Origin of the sequence: Mycolicibacterium pulveris (assembly GCF_010725725.1) — a bacterium.
Taxonomy (GTDB): domain Bacteria; phylum Actinomycetota; class Actinomycetes; order Mycobacteriales; family Mycobacteriaceae; genus Mycobacterium; species Mycobacterium pulveris.
The window spans coordinates 1,953,636-1,974,034 of the sequence record NZ_AP022599.1; the positions used below are offsets into that span (position 1 = coordinate 1,953,636).

A 20,399-nucleotide genomic window follows, 5' to 3' on the forward strand; every position below is an offset into this window, starting at 1 on the left:
GACGTCATGAGTGCCCTCAAAGCCCGATTGGCCGCCGCCGCGGCCGCGGTCGGGGTTCTCGTGGCGCCCTCGATGCTGGTCGATCAGCCCGCGGCGCAGCACGAAGCCGCACCCTGCTACAACGGCATCGTGCCGGGAAACCCGTGGGCGACGTCGTGCAACTTCGGCCCGCGCCCGCCGAAAGTGCGCGGCGGACTGCCCGATCAGACCGCGGTGATCGCCTGCCGCGGCTGGCCCGGCTGCCTGTCCTGGTACATCAACGGCCCGTGATGATCGTTTAGCAACGGCGGCTACGGAAACTCCTTGAACATGACCAACGACGTTGAGAAGCGGTTCGACCGCCCAGGTGCGTTTCGAGCTGCCGCCACCTACGCCGCTGTTGTGGTCGTGATCGCGGCTGCCGCGTTCGCGATCTACGCGTTCATCGACCGGACGTCGGTGGTCGGAGCCTCGACCGTGCCCGCGATCCTGCTGGTCGGCGGTATCGGCGCGTTCGTCAGGACCTACAAACTGTGGAAGGAAAAGACCGGCGGCTGGGTGGCGTGGCAGGGCGCCGGCTGGTTCCTGCTCATCCTGATGCTGGTCTGCCTGTCCGTTCCCGGCGCGGCGTTGATGTCGTCCAATTGAGCTGACCGCGAGAAGACGCGAAAACCCCTAAAACACCCCATTTTCGGGGGTGCTCACGTCTGCTCGCCGGGGTCGTCGGCGCCGCCGACTCAGGTCTTATCGTCGGCGCCGCCGACGGGCATCTCCCGGAGCTCGCGTTTGAGGATCTTGCCGGTCGGGTTGCGGGGCAGCTCATCGAGGAAGACCACCTCACGCGGCACCTTGTACCGCGCCAGGTGATCGCGTACGTAGTGCTTGATGTCGTCCTCGCCGATGTCGGCGCCCTCGGCCTTGACCACGAAGGCCCGCAGCCGCTGGCCCCACTCCTTGTCGTCCACGCCGAGCGCGGTGGCCTCCACGACATCGGGGTGACCGCTGATGAGGTCCTCGACCTCGGCGGGGAACACGTTCTCGCCGCCGGACACGATCATCTCGTCGTCGCGGCCGCTGACGTAGAGCAGGCCGTCCTCGTCGAAATAGCCGACGTCGCCGGAGGACATCAGCCCGTCGACGATCTGCTTGTGGCCGCCGCCGGTGTAGCCCTCGAACGGGAAGAAGTTGCCGACGAAGATCCGGCCGACCTCGCCCTGCGGCAGTTCCTTGCCGTCGTCGTCGAGGATCTTGACCTTGACCCCCTTGACCACGGGCCCGACGGTGGCCGGGTTCTTCTGCAGATCCTGGGGCCGCGCGATCGTCGCGAACGCGATCTCGGTGGAGCCGTACAGGTTGTAGACGACCGGTCCGAGTGCCTCCATGGCGCGGGTGGCCAGCTCGGCGCCGAGCTGCGAACCCGACACGAACACGATGCGCAGCGACGACAGGTCCGGTTTGCGCTCCATGCCCTCGAGGGTGTCGAGCATGCGCGACAACATGACCGGCACCACCACGATCGCCGTCACCTTGTGCTTCTCGATGTCCTCGAGCACGGTGGCGGGTTTGAAACGGCGCCGCAGTACCAGCGTGGTGCCCAGCATCATCGCGATGGTGGCGTGCAGGAACCCGAGCGCGTGAAACATCGGCGCGGGGAGCGACGTCACCTCGTTGGCCTTGAACGGCACGTGCGAGAGCACCCCGCCGATCGGCGCCAGCGTGGGCGGTGTGCTTCGGTTGGCGCCCTTAGGTGTTCCGGTGGTGCCGCTGGTCAAGATGATGACCGACGAGTGCTTGGTGGCCTTGGGCGCCGGCCGCGAGGTGCTGCGGGCGATGACGTCGGCAAGCGTCTCGTCGGTGCTTCCCGACGGCTCCTGTTTATCGGGGTTCTTGCCGAGCGCCCGCAGTTTCCCAAGGGGCGGTTCGGCTTTGGCGACCGCAGCGGTGTACTCGTCGTCGTAGATGATCAGCTTGGCGCCCTCGCGCTCGGAGACCTCCTTGATCTGCGGGCCCGAGAACTCGCTGTTGAGCATGATGACGCGCGCGCCGACGCGGGCGGCGCCGTAGAACGCGATGAGGAACCAGCGGTGGTTGCGCGCCAGGATGGCGACCCCGTCGCCGCCCTTGACGCCCATCGCCAGCAGTCCGTTGGCCACGGCGTGTGCCGCGTTGTCGAGTTCGCCGAAGGTGATCTCGCCGTCGTCGTCGATCACCGCCGCCCGGTCCGGGGTGCGGCGCGCGTTGAGCGCCGGGATCATCCCGAACTCCCCCCAGCGCCGGATGTCGGCAACCATCGCGGCGATGTTCTGCGGCGGCTCGAGCCTGAACGCTCCGGCACCGAACATCTTGATCAAGTAGTGCAATTCAGCCGAACCGCGTTCGAGAAGCTGCTGCGCTTTGGCGGCGGCCTGCATCGGGACATCTGTCAGCTTGGGCATACCGCCACAATATGTGACTTACGTCGCACGGCGGCCGGAATGCTGTGCGGAACTACCATGGCGGCATGGCCGGTCCGCTCGCGCTCGAGGTGGACGGCCGGCAGGTCCGTGTCACCCATCCGGACAAGGTGATTTTCCCGGATCTCGGCGTCACCAAGCTCGACCTGATCCACTACTACCTCGCGGTCGCCGACGGTGCCCTGCGCGGCGTGGCCGGCCGGCCGATGATCCTCAAGCGGTTCGTCAAGGGCATCACCGAGGAGGCGGTCTTTCAGAAACGCGCACCCGCGAACCGACCCGATTTCGTCGACGTGGCGGAGCTGAAGTACGCGTCGGGGACCTCGGCGGTAGAAGCGGTCATCTCCGACGCGGCCGGGCTGGTGTGGGCGGTGAACCTCGGCTGCGTCGACTTCAACCCGCACCCGGTACGTGCCGACGACCTGGCCCACCCCGACGAGTTGCGCGTCGACCTGGACCCGATGCCCGGGGTGACGTGGCGGCAGATCGTCGACGTGGCGCTGGTCGCCCGCGAGGTGCTCGAGGACCACGGTCTGACGGCGTGGCCCAAGACCTCGGGGTCGCGCGGCTTCCACATCTACGCGCGCATCCAGCGGAGGTGGCCGTTCAAGTTCGTCCGCCTGGCCGCGCAGGCCGTCGCGCGTGAGGTCGAACGGCGGGTGCCGGAACTCGCGACCGCCCGCTGGTGGAAGGAGGAACGCGAGGGGGTGTTCGTCGACTTCAACCAGAACGCCTTCGACCGCACGGTCGCCTCGGCGTACTCGGTACGCGCCACACCGGACGCGCGGGTGTCCACCCCGCTGCGGTGGGACGAGGTACCCGACTGCGACCCGGCGGCGTTCACCATCGCGACCGTGCCGCAGCGGTTCGAGGCGTCCGGCGACCCGTGGGAGGGAATGGACGATTCGCCCGGTTCACTGGACCCGCTGCTCGACCTGGCCGACCGCCTCGGCCCCGCCGAGAAGGCGCCGCGCGGAGCAAAGAAGGGCACGGGCCGGCGGGTGTCCTCGAAACCCCTCATCGAGATCGCGCGGACCAAAACCAAGGACGAAGCGCTGGCAGCGCTCGAACAGTGGCGCCGACGTTACCCGTCGGTAGCCGAAAAGCTCCAGCCCGCAGATGTTCTCGTCGACGGTATGCGCGGGCCCAGTTCGATCTGGTACCGGGTCAGGATCAACCTGCAACATGTACCGGAAAAGCAGCGGCCGTCGCAGGAACCGTTGCTCGCCGACTACAGCCCGTGGGAGAACTACTCGGGCCCGCAGTGGCTGCGCCGCGACTGACGATTTGCTGCTCCGGCCGAAAACGGCTTCTTACCAAAGTATTAGCCACCGCTCCCGGTTGCCTTAAATTGGCCGCCTACCTTGGTCTTCAAGTTGAGGACCTCGAGAGGAGGCAGTGGTGTACGGAAATCCGTCATTCGACTGCGCTGGGGCCCAGATTCACGCGGTTTGTCGGCAACTGGCCACAGTGGTCACCATCGACGGTGTCATCGACAACGACAACATTGAGCGGGTGACGGCGTTCGCCAAGCGCTTCGTGCTCGCCGAGAAGGCCTTCCTGCTCGACCTCAGCGGTGTGACTTCGTTTACGCCGCAGTGTGTTTCACTGCTCTACGCCCTTGACGAAAGCTGCTACGACGCCGAGGTGGAATGGTCGATGGTGACCAGCGCCGCCGTGGAGAACGCACTGGGCGGTGTCGCCGCCGGCTTCCCCGTCGCGGCCTCTGTCCACGACGCCCTTCATCAATTCGCCGCGGGTATCGACGAGCGCCGCCGCCTGCTGCCGTTGCTGACCAAGAAGACCGCCTAGCGGGAAAGGCCGATCACCGTGCTACTCGATATTCGCTGGCTGGGATACCTGGTCGGCTGGCGTCATGCGCCGGCCAAACGGGAGCATGCGCTGGATCGTTGACGGCATGAACGTCATCGGGTCGCGCCCCGACGGTTGGTGGCGCGACCGCGCTCAGGCGATGACGACCCTCGTCGGTCACCTGGAGCGATGGGCACCCGAAGGCGACCAGGTCACCGTGGTGTTCGAACGCCCGCCGTCGCCGCCGATCGAGTCGTCCGTCATCACCGTCACCCACGCGCCGCGGGCCGCGGCGAACTCCGCCGACGACGAGATCGTGCGATTGCTGCTGGCCGACGAGCACCCGGCCGACGTCGTCGTCGCCACCTCGGATCGCACGCTGGCCGAACGCGCCCGGGCGGCCGGTGCGTCCGCCTATCCGGCGGAAAGGCTGCGCGACCTCGTCGATCCGCGCTAGCGACCGGCCGGCGCCCAGTCGGGTGAGCGGCCGAGGTGCAGCAGCAACCGGTCGAGGTCGCTTGTCGCCACCCCGGCATCAAGCGCGCAGGCGAACGGCGAGTTCGGTGCTGTGCGGATCTCGCCGTCGGGCACGGCCAGCGCCAGCGGCAACACGGCGCTCAGCACGTCGGCGGAGGGGGTGAACGCCACGCCGAGCGAACGGGCGACGTCCCAGCCGTGCACGACGTAGTCGACGAAGTGAAATCCGATGGCCATCGTGCCGGGAAACGTTGCGCCAGGTCCGAATTCGGGCATCGCGAAGCCGGCTTCGAGCACGCCGTCGGCATCGAACGCGGTGAGCACATCGGCGGCCGCCGCTGCGTATGCGCCTGCGGGATCGGCACGGACGGCGTCGACCACGGTCGCGGGGTCCCACACCGCCAGGTCGGCGCCGCCGCCGCGGGCCGACGCGGCGAACCCGCGGTGCTGGACGGTCATATGGGCCAACAAGTCGGCGAGGTCCCAACCCGCACACGGCGTCGGGCGGTGCAGGTCGCCGACCGTCACCGCGGCGACGACGTCGACGGACGCGGTCACGGCGTGGCGATGGAGCGGGCGGATATCGATAACATTCGTATGCATACACCTACGATATGCGTATGTAGATGATTGGTCAATGCTTAATATTTCGGTGATGTCCGAGGCCCGTCGCCCCGACCTGGGGGTGCTGCTCGCTCCGCTGATCCGGGAGCTGATCGTCGCCGAACGGCCCGTTTTGGCCGCGCACGGGCTTTCGATGTGGGGGTACAGCGTGCTGCTCGCCCTCGACAACTCGCCGGTGCGCACGCAGGCCGCGCTGGCCGCCGCGATCGGCGCCGACAAGACGCGGATCATTCCGACCCTCGACGAGCTGCAGGCCAAGGGCTATATCGAGCGACGGCCCGATCCGGACGACCGCCGGGTGCGGTTGCTCGCCATCACCGAAGCGGGCCGGGCCGTCAAGGACGCCGCGCAGGCCGACATCCAGCGCGGCGAGGAGCGGTGGCTGTCGGTCCTCTCGCCCGAGGAGCGAAGGGTGTTCCTGCGCGCGCTCGCCAAGATGACGCGTGTCGGCGGCGACCCCTAGGCTCGACGGATGAGCCGCCTCGACCGCTTCTTCGAGGTCTCGGGGCGGGGGTCGACGGTCGCGCGTGAGCTTCGAGGCGGATTGGTCACGTTCATCGCGATGGCCTACATCATCGTGTTGAACCCGATCATCCTCGGCGGCACCGACGACGTCAGCGGCGACAGCCTGGACTTCGCTCAAGTGTCGGCCGTGACGGCGCTGGCCGCGGGGGCGATGACCATCGTGTTCGGCGTCGTGGCTCGGTTGCCGTTCGCGTTCGCCGCCGGGCTCGGCATCAACTCGTTCGTCGCGACCACCCTGGTCGACTCGCTGACCTGGGCCGAGGCCATGGGCCTTGTCGTCATCAACGGCCTGATCATCGTGCTGCTGGCCGCGACCGGCCTGCGCAGGCTGGTGTTCGACGCGGTGCCGATGCCGCTCAAGCTCGCGATCACGGCGGGCATCGGGTTGTTCATCCTGTTCATCGGCTTGGTCGACGCCGGTTTCATCGCCTCCACCGGCGAGCCCTCGCCTCCGGTGGGGCTGGGCAGCGACGGCGGCGGTTCGATCGGCACGGTGCCGACGGTGGTGTTCATCGGGACGCTGCTGCTGACCGCGATCCTGGTCGCCCGGCGGATACCGGGCGGCATCCTGATCGGGCTGGCCGCGGGCACCGCGGCCGCCGTGATCATCGAGGCGATCTGGCACCTGGGCTCGGCGGCCGAAAAGCCCGGAGGGTGGTCGTTGTCGGTGCCGACGCTTTCGGGTTCACCGTTCGCGCTACCCGACCTGTCTCTGGTCGGCGCGGTCAGCCTGGACAGCTTCGGGCGCATCGGCGCGATCGCCGCGGTGATGTTCGTGTTCACCCTGGTGTTCGCGAACTTCTTCGATGCGATGGGCACCTTCACCGGCTTGTCCCGTGAGGCCGGGCTCGCCGATGAGAAGGGCACGTTTCCGAGGCTGCGCTCGGCGCTGATCGTGGAAGGGGCCGGCGCGGTCGTCGGCGGTGCCACGTCGGCGTCGTCGAACACCGTCTTCGTCGAATCGGGCGCGGGAATCGGCGAGGGCGCGCGCACCGGGCTGGCGAACCTGGTCACCGGCGCGCTGTTCCTTCTGGCGATGTTCATCTCGCCGGTCGCATCGATCGTGCCGACCGAGGTCGCCGCCGCCGCGCTGGTGGTGGTCGGGGTGATGATGGCGTCGCACCTGCGCAACATCGACCTCACGGAGTTCTCGGTGACGCTTCCGGTGGTGCTCACCGTCGTCACGATGCCGTTCTCCTACTCGATCGCCAACGGCATCGGGGTCGGCTTCATCGCCTGGGTCGTATTACGTTCGGCCGCAGGTAAATTCCGCGAGATCAGCCCGCTGCTGTGGATCGTCGCCGCGGGGTTTGGCCTCTACTTCGCCCGCGGCTGGGTCGAGTCGCTGATCGGGATGTGACCCGCGGGCTCAGCCGTCGGCGTCCGCGTCGGCGTTGCGTTTCTGCTTCTCGGCCTCGGCCAGCCCCTCCATCTGGTCGGCCTGGGCGCGCTTGTTGGCGGCGGCGACGCGCTTGTCCGCCGAATCGCTGAGCTTCACGTTGGCGGCCGCGGCGGCCTGCTGCTCGGCCCTGGAGATCTCGGCGCGTTGTTGCTGCTTGGCCGAATCCACCGACTGCTTCCGGCGCGCAGCGGTTTCATCTGCCCGCTTGCCGCCGCCGGCGATTCGTTGCTCGGCGTTCTCCACCGCCGCCCGATTGCGCCGCTGAGCACCGGTCTGCGCCTGCCTGATCTGTCGATCCTTTTCGGCGCGGGCCTGCCGTTTGGTGTGGGCGGCCTGCTCGCGAGTCTGTTTGAGCTCGGTGTTGGACTGCTTGACCCGCTCGGTGGCCGTCTCCTCCAGCTGCACCGCGCGGCGCAGCGCGTCGCTGCGCTCGAGCAGCGCGGTACCCCGCTGTTCGACCTCCGGGGCGTCGAGCACGCTGCCCACGGTGACGTCGAGCTTGCCGAGCGAACGCTCATAGAACAGCCGCGCGGGAGCCTCGGCGTCCATCTTGGCGACCACCCGATCCTCGATCACCTGCAGCGGAAACCGGGCGAGCTGGTACTGAAAGCGCAGTACCGCGAACGGAACGTCGGTGATCTTCATCGTCAGCTTCCTTCCTGGTCGCGCGGCACGCCTGCGTCCTCGGCCAGTTCCTCGGCCCGCCGGCGGGCGCGGGCGGCGTCGGCGCGGTCGTGTGCGGACGCCCGCACCGACGACCACTGATCGTCGAGCGCCTCGTCGGTTTTTGCTTGGGCGCCCAAGGTTTCGGCGCGTTCCTTCGCCCTGGCCTCCTGGACCTGGCGCTGCGCGTCGAGTTCGGCCTGTCGCCGCTGGGCGGCCAGGTCCTGGTGCGCGGCCTCGGTTACCGCGCGTTTGTCCGCGGCCCGCTGCCGCTCCGCCCGCTGCTTATCGGCCGCGGCCTGCTGCTCGACCTCGGTGCGCTCCGCGGCGCCCTCCAGGTGTGCTTCCGCGGCCTCTGTCCGGGCCTGCTGCGCCTGGGCTTCCGCCACTGATTCGGTGGTGCTGGCTTCCTTGCGCTTGCGCGCTTCGGTCTGTTCGAGCTGGCCTTCGGCGGTCAGCGAATCGTTGCCGGTGACAGCACCGGCGATCTCCTTCGCCTTGCCCTTCACCGCCGCGATCAGCCCCTTACGTGCCTGGCCGGCCTTGTTGTGCTGGGACACTGAAACTCCTCCTGAGATGTCTACCGGACGGGTTTCACCGATCCCGCCGTCGTCAAACGCGATGTGCCAAGCGCCACTACACGTGGCGTTTGTCGTCGGGTGCGTTGCGGGTGCGGCCGAGAACCAGTCCCAACGCGAGCATTCCGACGGCCAAGCCGAGGTGCAGCCAGTTGTCGGCGGTGTTGAGCGGCACGAAGTTGGCGGCGGAATCGAGGTCGATGATCAGCCCGTACAGCCACAGCACCGCGTAGACGACGCCCCCGCCGAGCAGGAAGCCGCGCGCGCCGTTGAAGGTGCCCGACAGCGCCAGCCCCAGCACGCCGAACAGCAGGTGCACGATGTTGTGCAGCGCCGAGACGTTGAACACACCCAACAGCGCCGCCTCGGAATGGTGACCCGCGAACGTCAGCGTGTCGTAGTTGGTGGTGACTCCCGGAATGAAGCCGAGGACGCCCACGAGCAGGAAAACCGCGCCCACCGCGATCGCGGCCCACTGCACCGGCGCCCTACCCGCCGTGGGCGCGGCCGCGGGGCTGCCTTGGGTACCTGGAGTTGCCATGGTCGCCGGATAGCCGATCACGGGCTGTTGAAACCCACACCCGAGGTTTGGCTGGTCGCGGCATCGGTAACTTCCGCGCCATGGATGAGGTGTGGGAATGCGTGGTCGTCGGCGGCGGCGCGGCGGGGTTGAGCGCGGCGCTGGTGTTGGGACGGGCGCGCCGACGCACCTTGCTGGTCGACGCGGGCCAGCCGAGCAATTCGGTGGCGACGGCGATCGGCGGGCTGTTGGGACACGACCGACGCCCGCCCGCCGAGCTGTATGAGATCGGGCGCCGCGAGCTCGCCGAGTATCCGAGCGTGCGCCACCGCGAAGGCGAGGTGGTCAGCGGCACGCCGGACGGCGACCGGTTTCTGCTCGAACTCGACGACGGCGAGCAGATAGCGGCCAAGCGGGTGGTGCTGGCCACCGGAATGCAGTACTGCCCGCCCGATCTTCCCGGGCTGGCCACGCTGTGGGGCAAGTCGGTGTTTCAATGCCCCTTCTGTCACGGCTGGGAGATGCGGGACAAGCGGCTGGCCACGCTGGCCGCCGGCGAGGAAGCCGTCCATTCGGCGTTGATGTTGCGGGGTTGGAGTGACGACGTCGTGGTTCTCACCGACGGGGCGGCCGAGCTTGACGACGATGCGCGACGCCGGTTGTCGGCGGCCGGGGTTGCCGTCGATGACCGCCGAGTGGTCGAACTCATCGGCAATGACGGGCGCCTGTCGGCGGTGGCATTCGCCGACGGCGACCGGCTGCCGCGGGACGGGCTGCTGGTGGAGGCACCGCTGCGGCAGCGCTCGCCGCTGGCCGAACAGCTGGGCGCCGCATGCGCCGAGAGCGGCCTCGCGCCCGACAGCGTCGCCGTGGACGATTTGCACCGAACCAGCACCGCGGCCGTGTTCGCCGCCGGCGACCTGTGCGCCGAGCAACCGTATGTGGCCGGGGCCATCGCCGCGGGTTCGCAGACCGCGATGATCGTGGTCCAGAGCCTTCTTGCCGACGAGTTTCAGCTACCGTATCCACCCGACGGCGAATAACGCTCAATCAGCTTGTGCTTGTACAACTTTCCCGCATCGGTGCGGGGCAGTTGGGCTTCGAAGACGATGGACCGCGGGCACTTGTAATGGGCCATCCGCTCTTTGAGCCAACCGATCAGCGTTTCGGCGAGGTCATCGCCGGCCAGGTCCGGGTCGGCCAACTGCACCACGGCCATGACGCGCTGCCCCATCACCTCGTCGGGAACGCCGAACACCGCCGCGTCGACGACGAGGGGATGGCTGATCAACATGTTCTCGGTTTCCTGGGGATAGATGTTCACCCCACCGGAGATGATCATGTGATGTCGCCGATCGGTGAGATACAGGTAGCCGTCCTGGTCGAGGTAGCCGACGTCGCCCACCGTGACCCAGCCCTGCGGAGTCCGCGCCGCGGCGGTCTTGGCTTCGTCGTTGAGGTAGGCGAATTCATATCCGCCCTCGTAATAGATCTCGCCGACTTGTCCGGCGGGCAGTTCGGCACCGGTCTCGTCGAGGATGTGGGGCGTGCCCATCAGCGGTCGACCGACCGATCCCGGATGGCGCAGCCATTCCTCGGCGCGGATGAACGAGATGCCCGCGCCTTCTGAGGATCCGTAGTACTCGTCGACGATCGGCCCCCACCACTCGATCATCTGACGCTTGATCTGCGGTGGACACGGCGCGGCGGCATGCACGACGCGCTCGAGGCTGGAGATGTCGTAGGCAGCGCGGGTTTCCTCGGGCAGCCGCAGCATCTTCACGAACATGGTCGGCACGAACTGGGCGTGGGTGACCCGGTGGCGCTGGATGCATGCCAACGCCTCCTCGGCGTCGAACCGCTCCATGATCACCGTGGTGGCGCCGGTGGCCTGAGCGCACATGGTCCACATCGCGGGGGCGGTGTGATACAGCGGCGCGGGGCTGAGGTACACCGATTCCGCGCCCACGCCGAGCCTTTCGAACACCGGCGTCGACGGTTTGGCGCCGCGCACGGGACCGCTGCTGTTGCGTGGACGTTTGATGCCTTTGGGCCGGCCGGTGCTGCCGGACGAATACTGGAGCAGATCGCCTTCCTCGTCGGAACGATGAGGGCTGATCGGTTGATCTGCAACGCATTCCGGGTAGCGCCACCACCCGTCGAGGCGCGTGTCGGCGATCAGCGTGACGACGGGCAGGCCGGTCGGGAGGTGATCGGCCAGTGTCGCGCAGACGTCTCGGGTGCCCGCCGAGCCGATCAGCGCCTTCGCCGCGCAGTCGGCCACCACGTATGCCACCTCGGCGGGGTTGAGGTGGGTGTTGAGCAACGTGTAGTAGAGGCCGCTTCGGCGGGCGGCCCACATCATCGCGTGGACGTGCTCGTTGTTGTCCATCAGGATCGCGATGGTGTCGCCGGCGACCAACCCGTGGCGGTGCAGCAGATGGGCGACCTGGTTGGCTCGTCGGTCGAGTTCGGCGTACGTGACCACCGTGCCGCGGGAGTTCAGGATGATCGCCGGTTTGTCCGGGGAGACTTGATCGTTCAGCCGCATCAGCGCACCATCACCGCGTCCAGGGTAGACCGCCGACCCGGGCGGCGGGGTGGTATGAGAATATCTATTCTCATATGACGTAGTGGCTCGCGGGCCGTACCGGAAAAGGACCTGGCAGATGGGTGGACCACCAGTCGATCTCGATGGAGCGCGAACACTCGTCGTCGGCGCGTCATCGGGCATCGGCCAGGCCTTCGCCGTTGCCGCCCATGCCCGCGGCGCCCGGGTGGCGCTGGCGGCGCGGCGCGTCGACGTGCTGAGCAAGACGGCCGCCATGCTGGACGGCTCCGCGCACGAACTCGACGTCTCCAAACCCTCGACCATCGAGCAGGTCGTCGACCACGTCGCCGATGTCCTCGGCGGAATCGACGTGGTCGTGTTCACCAGCGCGGTGGTGCCTTTCGCCCATATCGAGGAGACCGACGTCACCACGTGGGTGCACGCCTACACCGTCAACGCCGTCGGGGCCTCACACGTGCTGCGCGCCGCGCTGCCCCACCTCGCCGAGAATCCCGTGATCCTGGTGGCATCCAGCCACGACGTCGGCCGTCCGCGTGCCGGCGTCGCCGCCTACAACGCCAGCAAGGCCGCCCTCAACGAGATTCTGCGCGCGTGGCGCAACGAGCACCCCGACTTGCCGATCATCAGGGTCAGCGTCGGGCCGACCGAGGGCACGGAGATCCTGCGCGGCGCCGACCGTGATCTGCTCGCCGAGCTGTATCGAGCATGGGCACACCACGGTCAGATTCCCCAACAGATGTCGGCGGTCTCGGATGTCGCCGAAAGTCTGGCGTCGCTGGTGGCCGCGGCCCGTCGCGCAACAACCGTGGTACCCGAGATCGTCCACCTCGCACCGCGAATCACCAGGCGTTGAGCTCAGCGGGCCCCTGGCTGGTCCCTATCCCACCATCTGGTCCATGGACGAGAACGCTCCTTTTACCACTCGGAAATGGTTACTCTCATTCGGATACACAACTCTTCAGCGAGGATTTGTCGATGTCTGTACTACGAGTGATTCAGTGGGCCACCGGTGGAGTCGGCACCGAGATGGTCACCACGATCCTGGACCACCGGCCCGATCTCCAATTGGTCGGCGCCCGGGTGTATTCGGATGCCAAGCGCGGCGTGGACGTCGGCACCCTGGTAGGCAGGCAACCGATCGGCGTCGAGGCCACCACCGACGTCGAGGAGATCCTCGCACTTGACGCCGACTGTGTGCTCTACGCACCACAGTTCACCGACATCGACGACGTGTGCCGACTATTGGAAAGCGGAAAGAACGTCGCCACACCGTCTTTCCTGTTCCATCCGCGGCGCATCGCCGAGCACGACCGCGACCGGCTGCTGGCCGCCTGCCAGAAGGGCGGCGCCACCGTGCACGGCAGCGGGCTCAATCCGGGAAACCTGTCCGGCGTGCTGCCGCTGGCCCTGTCGGGGATGAGCCGCACCATCGAGAAGCTCACGTTGCAGGAGCGCGCAGATTGGTCGTTGTGGGAGAGCACCGAGATCACATTCGACGGCATGTGGTTCGGGCGCCCGGTCGAGGACATCACCGCGACGGGTAACGACTTTCTGGCATTCAACTCCGGTCTGTTCACAGAGCAGACCTGGTTCCTCGCCGACGCGTTGAATGCCGGCATCGACGAGGTCACCGTCAGCGTCGAGGCGGTTCCGGCGACCCGTGATCATCAGATCTTCGACCACCTCGTGCAGGCGGGCACCACGGCCGGGCAACGCTGGAGCTGGGCGGGCAGGCGAGCCGGTGAACCGCTCGTCGAGATCGAGACGCTGTGGACGGTCGGCGGCGACTATCCGCCGCACTGGCCGACGCCCAGGGATGGGTGGACGATGACCATCGAGGGCGAGCCGTCAATGCAGACGCACTTCTTCTGCCTGGCCAGCTTCAGCCGACCGGCCTCGATCGAAGAGCATGTCCGCTCCGCGCTCGTGGCCGTGGCGCTGCAGGTGGTCAACGCGGTGCCGGCGGTGTGCGCCGCGCCACCGGGCTTCGCGACCATGGCCGATCTTCCGTTGATCCGCAGCTACACGGGTTTCGGGAACTAGTCCAGCTACGCGTCAATCCCAGACCACGTCGAGACGTGGCGGCGAACGGAACATCATCCCGGCCACGAACGGCGCCTGCGCGTCGGGATCCAGCCGCAGGTTGGGCAGCTCGTCGAACAACGCGTTGAAGATCTTCGTGGTTTCCAGGCGCGCAAGATGCATGCCGAGGCAGACGTGTGCACCGTGCCCGAAGCCGATGTGGGGCTTGCGTTCCCGGTGAATGTCGAAGTTCTCAGGGTCGTTCCAGCGCGTTTCGTCGTGGTTGGCGCTGCCCAGGCTGAGCATCATCGTCGCGCCCTTCGGCAGCGCCACCCCGGCCAGCTCGGTGTCACAGGTGACCTCACGCATGAAGTTGAGCAGCGGTGTCTCCCAACGGATTCCCTCTTCAATGGCCTGCGGGAGCAGCGAGCGATCCGCGCGCACCGCGTCGAGCTGGTCGGGATGGGTGAGCAATCCGAACGCCAGGCTCGCCGTCGACCGCGCGGTGGTCTCCGCGCCCGCCGGCAGCAGGTTGCGCATGAAACCGTAGATCTGCTCGTCGGACATCTTGACGCCGTTGACCTCGGCTTTCGCGAGGATCGACACCATGTCGTCCTTGGGTGATCTGCGCTTGTCGGCGAGGATTTCGACGAAGTACTCCTTCATCTGCGCTGATGCGCGCATCGCACAGTCCATATCGGCGCGAAAGCCCAGCAGGTCGATCGCGAGGCGGTGAAAGTGCAGAACGTCCGACTCCGGTAGGCCGAGCAGCGCAGCGATCACCCGGACGGGAATCGGCGAGAACACCGCATCGACCAAGTCTGCGCGCTTGGCTTCCTTGAACTTCGCGATGGTGCGATCCACCAGCGGACCGACCAGCTCGACATCCCACCGCTTCATCGATGACCGTGCGAACGCGAACTCGTGGAGCCTGCGGTAGACGGCGTGTTCGGGCTCCTGCATCTCGAGGATCGTCGGTCCCTGCAGCGGCCGCACGACGTCTTCGTAGCAGCGCGTGCTGAACGTGATGTTGTCGGTGAAGACCGCCTTGACCGTGTCGAACGTGTACGCGGTGAACGTCGGCGGCCCGTCTCCAGAGTTTCCGGCGATGCCCATCTCGGGCCAGCCGGGATGGATGGGGCCCTGTGCGCGCAGTTCCTTGAGCAATGGATACGGCGACGCGTCACCGTCGGCGCCCATGCCCGCGTTGAACTTCTCCTGCGCGTCGCGGATCTGCTGCTCGAGGTCCTCGGTCACCGGCTCTGCCACGCAGTTCAACGTACACCCTGTTGGTTGCGGTTTGAATAGGGTAGGTTGATCGGCCGTGGAGCAATCTCGCTTCTTCAAAGCGCAACCAGGAGCACTTGATTGGCTATTCGGGTAGTTCAGTGGGCCACCGGCGCCGTCGGGCGGGCCGCGCTCGCCGAGCTCATCGAGAACCCGGATTTCCAGCTGGTGGGGGTGCTGGTTTACGACCCGGACAAGGCGGGATTGGACGCCGGTGCCCTGTGTGGCCTGCCCGCCACCACCGGCGTCGTCGCGACGACGGACAAGGACGCGATCGTCGCACTGGGCGCCGACGTCGTGGTCCACGCGGCGAGCAAGGCCCACGCCGTGGAGACGAACGCCGAGGACATCTGCCGGTTGCTGGCCGCCGGGTCCAGCGTGATCACCACGACCTCCTACAACCACCTGCCCACCTACGGCGCCGACACCGAGGCCGCCTTCGCCCGTGCGTGCGCAGAGGGCAACTCGCGGTTTCACGCCGCGGGCGAGAACCCCGGGTTCATGTTCGAACGCCTTGTCACGACGATCACCGGGCTGAGCAAGAGCATCGACCGCATCGACCTCTACGAAGCCGTCGACGTCTCGAGTATCGACAGCCGGCCCATGCTCGTCGACCTGATGGGCATGGGCCGTCCACCCGAGGACGTGAGCGCCGACTCGCCGATCATCGCCAAGCTCGACATGGCCTACCGTCAAGCGCTCAACGCCACCGCCGATGTTCTCGGTATCACGCTGTCGGACATCGCGGTCAGCGTCGAATGCACCACCCTCGACCGGCCCATCGAGATCGCGGTCGGCACCATCGAGCCCGGCCTGGTTGTGGGCCAACGGTTCTCGTGGACCGGACGATGGAACGACCGCGACCTGCTGGCGATCCACGAAGAGTGGGTGTTGACCCGCGACCTGCCGCAGTGGGGTCTGCGCCCGCTGGCCGACGGTGAGAAGGCGCCGCTCATCCGCGCCGTGATCAAAGGTGTGCCGAGTTTCGAGCTGCAGCTCGATGTCGGGTGGGATGATGTGCCGCCTGGGTTCGAGGGCGCAAACCCTGGACATTTGATGATCGGGATGAGCGCGGTGCGCGCGATCCCCTACGTGATGGCCGCGCCGCCGGGAATCGTCACAGCGCCCGTGTTCGGCGCGATCCAGCTGTAAACGCGCTCGCCCTGACTCGCGCCGAAATCTGCGCCAGGGCTGCGATTTCCGCCGTATCGCGACCCTCCGGCAGATTTCGCGGTTCAGGCTCGGCTTACCTCGCGAGCCAGGGGTTGGTCCAGGAGTCGATCGCGGCGACCTCGGCGACGGGTTTACGCCGCACCGGGTGGTGCCGGCCGACGGGCCAGCCCGCGGTGATCAGCGTGGCGATCCGCCAGTGCGGCGGGATGCCGACGAGTTCGCGCAGCTCGCGATCGCATGCGTCCTGCCACAACGTGATCGCCGCGCCGAGACCCTGTGCCCGCGCGGCCAGCAGAAAGTTCTGCACGGCCGGGAAGATCGATCCACCCTGCTGCAGGTCGCTGGCACCCGGCTGCGGCTCGACGCAGAACAGCACGCAGACCGGGGCGTCGCCGCCGACGTGCATGTGTTCGTACATCGCGCGCAGTACCCGCGCCTTCGCATCGGTCGCGTCCGCGGGCGGTGCGTCGAACCCGTAGAAGTCGGTCATCGCCTGCCATGTCTGCCGCGCGGCCGCCGAGATCACCGCGCGCGTTTCGGCCGAGCGCACCACGACGAGGCGCCACGGCTGCTGGTTTCCGCCCGACGGCGCCCAGGTGGCGGCCTGCAGACACTTCTCGATGACGGCATCGTCGACGGGTTCGCTGCGGTAGCGCCGTACCGCCGACGCGGTGCGCATCACCGTCCACAGATCGTCGGTCATCGCGGATAGGTCGGCGCCAGCGTGCCTGTCCAATGGCCGCCGCGCACCGGACCGGTGACCAGCGGCAGGTCCAACGTCGACAGCAGACCGGGCGGCGCCGCGATGACGGCGGGGATGGCGTTGAGCTCACGCATCACCGTGGCGTAGGTCAGACCGCGCATATTGTCTCCGCGGCCGTGCATTTCGACGTCGACGGTGTAGGTGGGCAGGCCGTCGACGATCACCCGGTATCCGCCGTGTGGTGACGGATGTCGCGGCCAGTCCGGCGCGGCGGGTTCACCCATGCGGGTGATGTGTTCGAGCACGACGCGCTCCTCACCGTCGACGACGCCGGCCAGCTTGAACCGCATGCCACCCATTGTTCCCGGTTCGATCCAGCCCGACGCCACCTCGTAACGCTCGGTCGCCAGCCACTTCTCGATCGTCGTCTTGACCTCGTCGAGCGGAAGACCCACCCCGTCGGCGACCAGCTGGACCGTCGGCGCCCACAACGCGGCCAGGCGCGTGGTGTCGAACAGCGGCGCGGGATGGTCGGGGGGATGGCCGAAACCCATGAAGTCGAACATGATCTCGGGCTGGTTGATCGGGGCGTAGTCGAGGATCTCCAGCATCGTGATCGTGTCGACCCGGCTGCTGAAGCCCGTCATCGTCAGTGCGATGACGTCGTTGGCCCAGCCCGGGTCGACACCGCTGTTGAAGAAAGTGGTTTTACCCTCGGCGCAGGCGGCCTCGATCAGTTCGACGGTTTCGGTGTCCGCGGCGGGCGGGTAGCACAGCGGCACCAGTGACGTGGTGACCACATTCTTGCCGGCTCGCAGGCAGCGTGCGATGTCCTCGGCGGCCTCGCGGTAGCGATAGTCGCCGGAGGCGAAGTAGGCGACGGCATCGGCGTCCAGGGCGAACGCCTCCTCGATGTCGCGGGTCGCGATCACGCCGGTTTCCGGCATCCCGCACAATGCGCCTGCGTCCATGCCGTCCTTGGCCTCGGCGTGCACGACGACGCCCGCCAGATCCAGCCCGGGGTGCGCGATGAGCGCGCGCAACGCGCCGACACCGACTTGACCGGGACCCCACAGGATCACCCGCGGGTTCCGTTGGGAATCTGACATGTCCACCCTTCCCGGCTGCGCCTTCCAGCCGCCGTGAGAACATACCTTCTCAATAACCGACAAGACCATTGCCACTATGGCCCAATCCGGAGGACACCATGAGCGATTACGAGTTCTTGAAGTGGGAGACGTTCGACGACGGGCAGATCGTGCGGATCTCGCTCAACCGGCCCGAACAGCGCAACGCGCAGAACCGCGGAATGCTGGTGGAACTCGACGAGGCGTTCGCCCGCGCCGAGGCCGACGACGGCGTTCGCGTTGTCATCCTCGCCGGTGAGGGTCCGGTGTTCTCCTCCGGCCATGACATCGGTTCGAAGCAGGCCCGCGCCGAGTTCTCGCCGGGTCCGGGCCAGCACCCGACGGCGGTGATCAACGGGGGAACCCGCGAGGGCGCCGAGAAGATCATGCTGCAGGAGTGGCACTACTTCTTCCAGAACAACCTGCGGTGGCGCAATCTGCGCAAGATCACGATCGCACAGGTGCACGGGGATGTCTTCTCGGCGGGCCTGATGCTGATCTGGGCGTGCGATCTGATCGTCGGCAGTGAAGAGGTACGCTTCGCCGACGTCGTCGGCACCCGGTTGGGCATGTGCGGGATGGAGTACTTCGGCCATCCATGGGAGTTCGGTCCGCGTCGCACGAAGGAGTTGATGCTCACCGGCGATGCGATCGACATCGAGGAGGCGTACCGCCTGGGCATGGTGAGCAAGATCTTCAAACGCGAGGAGCTGGCCGAGCGGACGCTCGAGATGGCCCGCCGCATCGCGACCGTGCCGACGATGGCGGCCCTGCTGATCAAGGAGTCGGTCAACCAGTCCGTGGACAGCATGGGCTTCTACAACGCGCTGCAGTCCTGCTTCAGCCTGCATCAGCTCAATCACGCCCACTGGGTCGGGGTGCGCGACGACAGGCGCGCCGTCGCCGGTGAGGAGCAAGGGGTACCGAACTGGCGCACCGCACCCCCAGTGGTGATGTCGGTGAAGGATCAAGTGCGGGCGGACGGGTGACCGCCGTCGGAGAACCGATGCCGGTGACCATCGAGGGACACCTGTTCGGCCGGTTGCCGTTCTACGACATCGTCGACACCGACAACACCGTCGTCGTCGACCTCCACCACCGGCCGGATCTGGTGAACACCCGAGGGGCCTTGCAGGGCGGTCTGGTCGCCACCCTCATCGACATCGCCGGAGGCCGACTGGCGGTCAAGCATGCGGACGTCGGCGCAGGCGTCGGCACCGCAGACATGTCGATTCACTTCGTGGCGCCGATCGTGGGCGGGCCGGCGCGAGCGACGGCCACGGTGGTGCGAGCAGGCAAGCGGTTGATCGTCGTCGCGGTCGATGTCGTCGACGTGGCCAAGGATCGGCTCGCTGCCCGTGCGACGTTGAGTTTCGCGGTGATGGCGCCAGGCGGGTCCGGTCAGCCCGCCACCGGTTTGTAGCGGGCGTCGGCCACCCGGTCCAGGGCGACGCCGGGCTCGCCGTACACCATCGCCCATCCACGCACGCGCCGGTAGTAAAGCTGGGCGTCGCATTCCATGCCGAAGCCGTAACCGCCGTGGATGTGCAGGCTGCGGTAGGTGGCGTCGCGCGCCGTCTCGTAGGCGAACGCGAACGCCATCGCGGCGAGCTCACTGGTGCGCGCTGGTTCGTCGACGAACGCACATGCCGCCTTCAGCGCCAACAACCGCGCTCCGTCGGCCGCAGTCGCGCTGTCCGCCAACGGATGTGACACCGCTTGAAAGGTGCCGATCGGCGTTCGGAACGCGTGGCGTTCCTTTGCGTATTCGACGCCGATCTCGACCGCCTTCTTGGCCGCACCGGCGAGCGCCGCCGCGGTCAGCGTGAGCCACAGATCCAAGGCTTCCGAATGCAACCGCGACGCGTCCCCGCCGTCAGCGAGCACGGCGGCGTCGTCGTCGATGTCCACATCGGCGAGGGGTAGCGATCCGAGATTCTGCACGGGGCGACGGGTCGCGCCCACTGGCGCAACGACAAGGCGCCCGTCGGCCAACGCGATGACCGCGTCGGCGACCGCACCGGCCGGCACGAGCTTCAGCGCACCGCCGCGCGCAGCACGCGGTGCGAACGTGACGAGTTGATCGCCGGCCAACACCCGGCCGAGCAGATCGGCGCCGTCGTCACCGCACCGGGCAAGCAGGCGTGCGGCGACCTGAGCCTCCACCACCGGCGCGGATGCGACGGCGCGGCCGAATTGCTCGGCGATCAGCGCCAAATCGAGTTCGGACGCACCGCCACCACCCGCGGCTTCGTCGACCGCCATGTCGACGGCGCCGGTTTCCGTCAGCGCCTTCCACAACTTGTCGTCGAAACCGAGTGGTTCGGCGGCCCGGACCCGCTCAGACGTCGACTCCCGCCCGTAGATGGCCGCGAACACCTCGACAAGCTGCCGCTGTTCGTCGGAAAGACTCAGGTCCAAAGTTTGGGTCCGTTTCCATGCGGATATGAATGCTCTCAGAATTGAGAGTAACATTATCGGC

The 20,399-nt window shown here is 67.4% G+C and carries 23 protein-coding genes; 13 read left to right on the forward strand and 10 right to left on the reverse strand.

Features of this window, described 5'->3' with window-relative positions:
- Positions 1 to 6 precede the first annotated feature (6 nt).
- Complete coding sequence (locus tag G6N28_RS09470) at positions 7 to 270, forward strand: hypothetical protein (RefSeq protein ID WP_163899685.1); 264 nt, start codon at positions 7 to 9, stop codon at positions 268 to 270.
- A gap of 39 nt (positions 271 to 309) precedes the next feature.
- Complete coding sequence (locus G6N28_RS09475; protein ID WP_163899687.1) at positions 310 to 627, forward strand: hypothetical protein; 318 nt, start codon at positions 310 to 312, stop codon at positions 625 to 627.
- A gap of 89 nt (positions 628 to 716) precedes the next feature.
- On the opposite strand, the gene fadD2 is transcribed toward G6N28_RS09475, so the two are convergent.
- The gene (gene fadD2, locus G6N28_RS09480) at positions 717 to 2,414 is read right to left on the reverse strand and encodes a long-chain-fatty-acid--CoA ligase FadD2 (RefSeq protein ID WP_163899689.1); all 1,698 of its coding nucleotides are present in this window, start codon (positions 2,412 to 2,414) and stop codon (positions 717 to 719) included.
- A 65-nt stretch (positions 2,415 to 2,479) separates the two neighbouring features.
- Between fadD2 and G6N28_RS09485 the strand changes: the two genes are divergently transcribed.
- From G6N28_RS09485 to G6N28_RS09495, 3 genes are all read left to right on the forward strand, one after another.
- Positions 2,480 to 3,715, forward strand: coding sequence for a DNA polymerase domain-containing protein (locus G6N28_RS09485; protein WP_163899691.1), 1,236 nt, complete (start codon positions 2,480 to 2,482; stop codon positions 3,713 to 3,715).
- Positions 3,716 to 3,902: 187 nt separating this feature from the next.
- Positions 3,903 to 4,244: an anti-anti-sigma factor gene (locus tag G6N28_RS09490; protein WP_308207200.1), complete on the forward strand. Its 342-nt coding sequence runs from the start codon at positions 3,903 to 3,905 to the stop codon at positions 4,242 to 4,244.
- Positions 4,245 to 4,329: 85 nt separating this feature from the next.
- Complete coding sequence (locus G6N28_RS09495) at positions 4,330 to 4,701, forward strand: NYN domain-containing protein (RefSeq protein WP_163899695.1); 372 nt, start codon at positions 4,330 to 4,332, stop codon at positions 4,699 to 4,701.
- On the opposite strand, the gene G6N28_RS09500 is transcribed toward G6N28_RS09495, so the two are convergent.
- Positions 4,698 to 5,324 carry a TIGR03086 family metal-binding protein gene (locus tag G6N28_RS09500; protein WP_163899697.1) on the reverse strand — a complete coding sequence of 209 codons (627 nt, stop codon included), beginning with the start codon at positions 5,322 to 5,324 and terminating at the stop codon, positions 4,698 to 4,700. The two genes, G6N28_RS09495 and G6N28_RS09500, sit on opposite strands and share 4 nt — an antisense overlap.
- A gap of 49 nt (positions 5,325 to 5,373) precedes the next feature.
- On the opposite strand from G6N28_RS09500, the gene G6N28_RS09505 reads away from it, so the two are divergent.
- Positions 5,374 to 5,808 carry a MarR family winged helix-turn-helix transcriptional regulator gene (locus tag G6N28_RS09505; protein ID WP_163906047.1) on the forward strand — a complete coding sequence of 145 codons (435 nt, stop codon included), beginning with the start codon at positions 5,374 to 5,376 and terminating at the stop codon, positions 5,806 to 5,808.
- Positions 5,809 to 5,817: 9 nt separating this feature from the next.
- Entirely contained in the window at positions 5,818 to 7,230 is a 1,413-nt protein-coding gene (locus G6N28_RS09510) for an NCS2 family permease (RefSeq protein ID WP_163899699.1), read from the forward strand.
- Between the two features lie 9 nt (positions 7,231 to 7,239).
- Here G6N28_RS09510 and G6N28_RS09515 read toward each other — a convergent pair whose 3' ends face one another.
- From G6N28_RS09515 to G6N28_RS09525, 3 genes are all read right to left on the reverse strand, one after another.
- The gene (locus G6N28_RS09515; protein WP_163899701.1) at positions 7,240 to 7,917 is read right to left on the reverse strand and encodes an IF2 family translation initiation factor; all 678 of its coding nucleotides are present in this window, start codon (positions 7,915 to 7,917) and stop codon (positions 7,240 to 7,242) included.
- Positions 7,918 to 7,919: 2 nt separating this feature from the next.
- Positions 7,920 to 8,495, reverse strand: coding sequence for a CsbD family protein (locus G6N28_RS09520; protein ID WP_163899703.1), 576 nt, complete (start codon positions 8,493 to 8,495; stop codon positions 7,920 to 7,922).
- 76 nt (positions 8,496 to 8,571) lie between these two features.
- A complete protein-coding gene (locus G6N28_RS09525) occupies positions 8,572 to 9,054 on the reverse strand; it encodes a DUF4383 domain-containing protein (RefSeq protein WP_163899704.1) in 483 nt (160 codons plus the stop codon).
- An 80-nt stretch (positions 9,055 to 9,134) separates the two neighbouring features.
- Between G6N28_RS09525 and G6N28_RS09530 the strand changes: the two genes are divergently transcribed.
- Complete coding sequence (locus G6N28_RS09530) at positions 9,135 to 10,076, forward strand: NAD(P)/FAD-dependent oxidoreductase (protein WP_163899706.1); 942 nt, start codon at positions 9,135 to 9,137, stop codon at positions 10,074 to 10,076.
- On the opposite strand, the gene fadD4 is transcribed toward G6N28_RS09530, so the two are convergent.
- Positions 10,046 to 11,584, reverse strand: coding sequence for a fatty-acid--CoA ligase FadD4 (gene fadD4 / locus G6N28_RS09535; protein ID WP_163899708.1), 1,539 nt, complete (start codon positions 11,582 to 11,584; stop codon positions 10,046 to 10,048). The two genes, G6N28_RS09530 and fadD4, sit on opposite strands and share 31 nt — an antisense overlap.
- A gap of 118 nt (positions 11,585 to 11,702) precedes the next feature.
- On the opposite strand from fadD4, the gene G6N28_RS09540 reads away from it, so the two are divergent.
- Together G6N28_RS09540 and G6N28_RS09545 are read left to right on the forward strand one after the other, a co-directional pair.
- Positions 11,703 to 12,458: an SDR family oxidoreductase gene (locus tag G6N28_RS09540; protein WP_163899710.1), complete on the forward strand. Its 756-nt coding sequence runs from the start codon at positions 11,703 to 11,705 to the stop codon at positions 12,456 to 12,458.
- Positions 12,459 to 12,580: 122 nt separating this feature from the next.
- Entirely contained in the window at positions 12,581 to 13,648 is a 1,068-nt protein-coding gene (locus G6N28_RS09545; protein ID WP_163899712.1) for an NAD(P)H-dependent amine dehydrogenase family protein, read from the forward strand.
- 12 nt (positions 13,649 to 13,660) lie between these two features.
- Here G6N28_RS09545 and G6N28_RS09550 read toward each other — a convergent pair whose 3' ends face one another.
- On the reverse strand, positions 13,661 to 14,896 hold the full coding sequence (locus G6N28_RS09550) for a cytochrome P450 (RefSeq protein WP_163899714.1): 1,236 nt from the start codon (positions 14,894 to 14,896) through the stop codon (positions 13,661 to 13,663).
- Between the two features lie 99 nt (positions 14,897 to 14,995).
- Between G6N28_RS09550 and G6N28_RS09555 the strand changes: the two genes are divergently transcribed.
- Positions 14,996 to 16,066, forward strand: coding sequence for an NAD(P)H-dependent amine dehydrogenase family protein (locus G6N28_RS09555; protein ID WP_163899716.1), 1,071 nt, complete (start codon positions 14,996 to 14,998; stop codon positions 16,064 to 16,066).
- A 94-nt stretch (positions 16,067 to 16,160) separates the two neighbouring features.
- On the opposite strand, the gene G6N28_RS09560 is transcribed toward G6N28_RS09555, so the two are convergent.
- Both G6N28_RS09560 and G6N28_RS09565 read right to left on the reverse strand, forming a co-directional pair.
- The gene (locus G6N28_RS09560) at positions 16,161 to 16,790 is read right to left on the reverse strand and encodes a nitroreductase family protein (RefSeq protein ID WP_163899719.1); all 630 of its coding nucleotides are present in this window, start codon (positions 16,788 to 16,790) and stop codon (positions 16,161 to 16,163) included.
- Positions 16,787 to 17,872 carry an NAD(P)H-dependent amine dehydrogenase family protein gene (locus G6N28_RS09565; RefSeq protein ID WP_163906049.1) on the reverse strand — a complete coding sequence of 362 codons (1,086 nt, stop codon included), beginning with the start codon at positions 17,870 to 17,872 and terminating at the stop codon, positions 16,787 to 16,789. The genes G6N28_RS09560 and G6N28_RS09565 overlap by 4 nt, the downstream gene beginning before the upstream one ends.
- A gap of 125 nt (positions 17,873 to 17,997) precedes the next feature.
- Here G6N28_RS09565 and G6N28_RS09570 point away from each other — a divergent pair, with 125 nt between their 5' ends.
- Entirely contained in the window at positions 17,998 to 18,906 is a 909-nt protein-coding gene (locus G6N28_RS09570) for an enoyl-CoA hydratase (RefSeq protein ID WP_163899721.1), read from the forward strand.
- A gap of 17 nt (positions 18,907 to 18,923) precedes the next feature.
- Positions 18,924 to 19,340, forward strand: coding sequence for a PaaI family thioesterase (locus tag G6N28_RS09575; protein ID WP_163906050.1), 417 nt, complete (start codon positions 18,924 to 18,926; stop codon positions 19,338 to 19,340).
- Here the strand turns inward: G6N28_RS09575 and G6N28_RS09580 are convergent.
- A complete protein-coding gene (locus G6N28_RS09580) occupies positions 19,319 to 20,338 on the reverse strand; it encodes an acyl-CoA dehydrogenase family protein (protein WP_163899723.1) in 1,020 nt (339 codons plus the stop codon). The two genes, G6N28_RS09575 and G6N28_RS09580, sit on opposite strands and share 22 nt — an antisense overlap.
- Between the last annotated feature and the right edge of the window lie 61 nt (positions 20,339 to 20,399).

Bases quoted from the DNA above. Each gene is read 5' to 3' on its own strand.
- G6N28_RS09470 (WP_163899685.1), top strand. From the start codon at position 7: ATGAGTGCCCTCAAAGCCCGATTGGCCGCCGCCGCGGCCGCGGTCGGG.
- G6N28_RS09475 (WP_163899687.1), top strand. From the start codon at position 310: ATGACCAACGACGTTGAGAAGCGGTTCGACCGCCCAGGTGCGTTTCGA.
- fadD2 (WP_163899689.1), bottom strand. From the start codon at position 2,414: ATGCCCAAGCTGACAGATGTCCCGATGCAGGCCGCCGCCAAAGCGCAG.
- G6N28_RS09485 (WP_163899691.1), top strand. From the start codon at position 2,480: ATGGCCGGTCCGCTCGCGCTCGAGGTGGACGGCCGGCAGGTCCGTGTC.
- G6N28_RS09495 (WP_163899695.1), top strand. From the start codon at position 4,330: ATGCGCTGGATCGTTGACGGCATGAACGTCATCGGGTCGCGCCCCGAC.
- G6N28_RS09500 (WP_163899697.1), bottom strand. From the start codon at position 5,324: ATGCATACGAATGTTATCGATATCCGCCCGCTCCATCGCCACGCCGTG.
- G6N28_RS09510 (WP_163899699.1), top strand. From the start codon at position 5,818: ATGAGCCGCCTCGACCGCTTCTTCGAGGTCTCGGGGCGGGGGTCGACG.
- G6N28_RS09515 (WP_163899701.1), bottom strand. From the start codon at position 7,917: ATGAAGATCACCGACGTTCCGTTCGCGGTACTGCGCTTTCAGTACCAG.
- G6N28_RS09525 (WP_163899704.1), bottom strand. From the start codon at position 9,054: ATGGCAACTCCAGGTACCCAAGGCAGCCCCGCGGCCGCGCCCACGGCG.
- G6N28_RS09530 (WP_163899706.1), top strand. From the start codon at position 9,135: ATGGATGAGGTGTGGGAATGCGTGGTCGTCGGCGGCGGCGCGGCGGGG.
- fadD4 (WP_163899708.1), bottom strand. From the start codon at position 11,584: ATGCGGCTGAACGATCAAGTCTCCCCGGACAAACCGGCGATCATCCTG.
- G6N28_RS09540 (WP_163899710.1), top strand. From the start codon at position 11,703: ATGGGTGGACCACCAGTCGATCTCGATGGAGCGCGAACACTCGTCGTC.
- G6N28_RS09545 (WP_163899712.1), top strand. From the start codon at position 12,581: ATGTCTGTACTACGAGTGATTCAGTGGGCCACCGGTGGAGTCGGCACC.
- G6N28_RS09560 (WP_163899719.1), bottom strand. From the start codon at position 16,790: ATGACCGACGATCTGTGGACGGTGATGCGCACCGCGTCGGCGGTACGG.
- G6N28_RS09570 (WP_163899721.1), top strand. From the start codon at position 17,998: ATGAGCGATTACGAGTTCTTGAAGTGGGAGACGTTCGACGACGGGCAG.
- G6N28_RS09575 (WP_163906050.1), top strand. From the start codon at position 18,924: ATGCCGGTGACCATCGAGGGACACCTGTTCGGCCGGTTGCCGTTCTAC.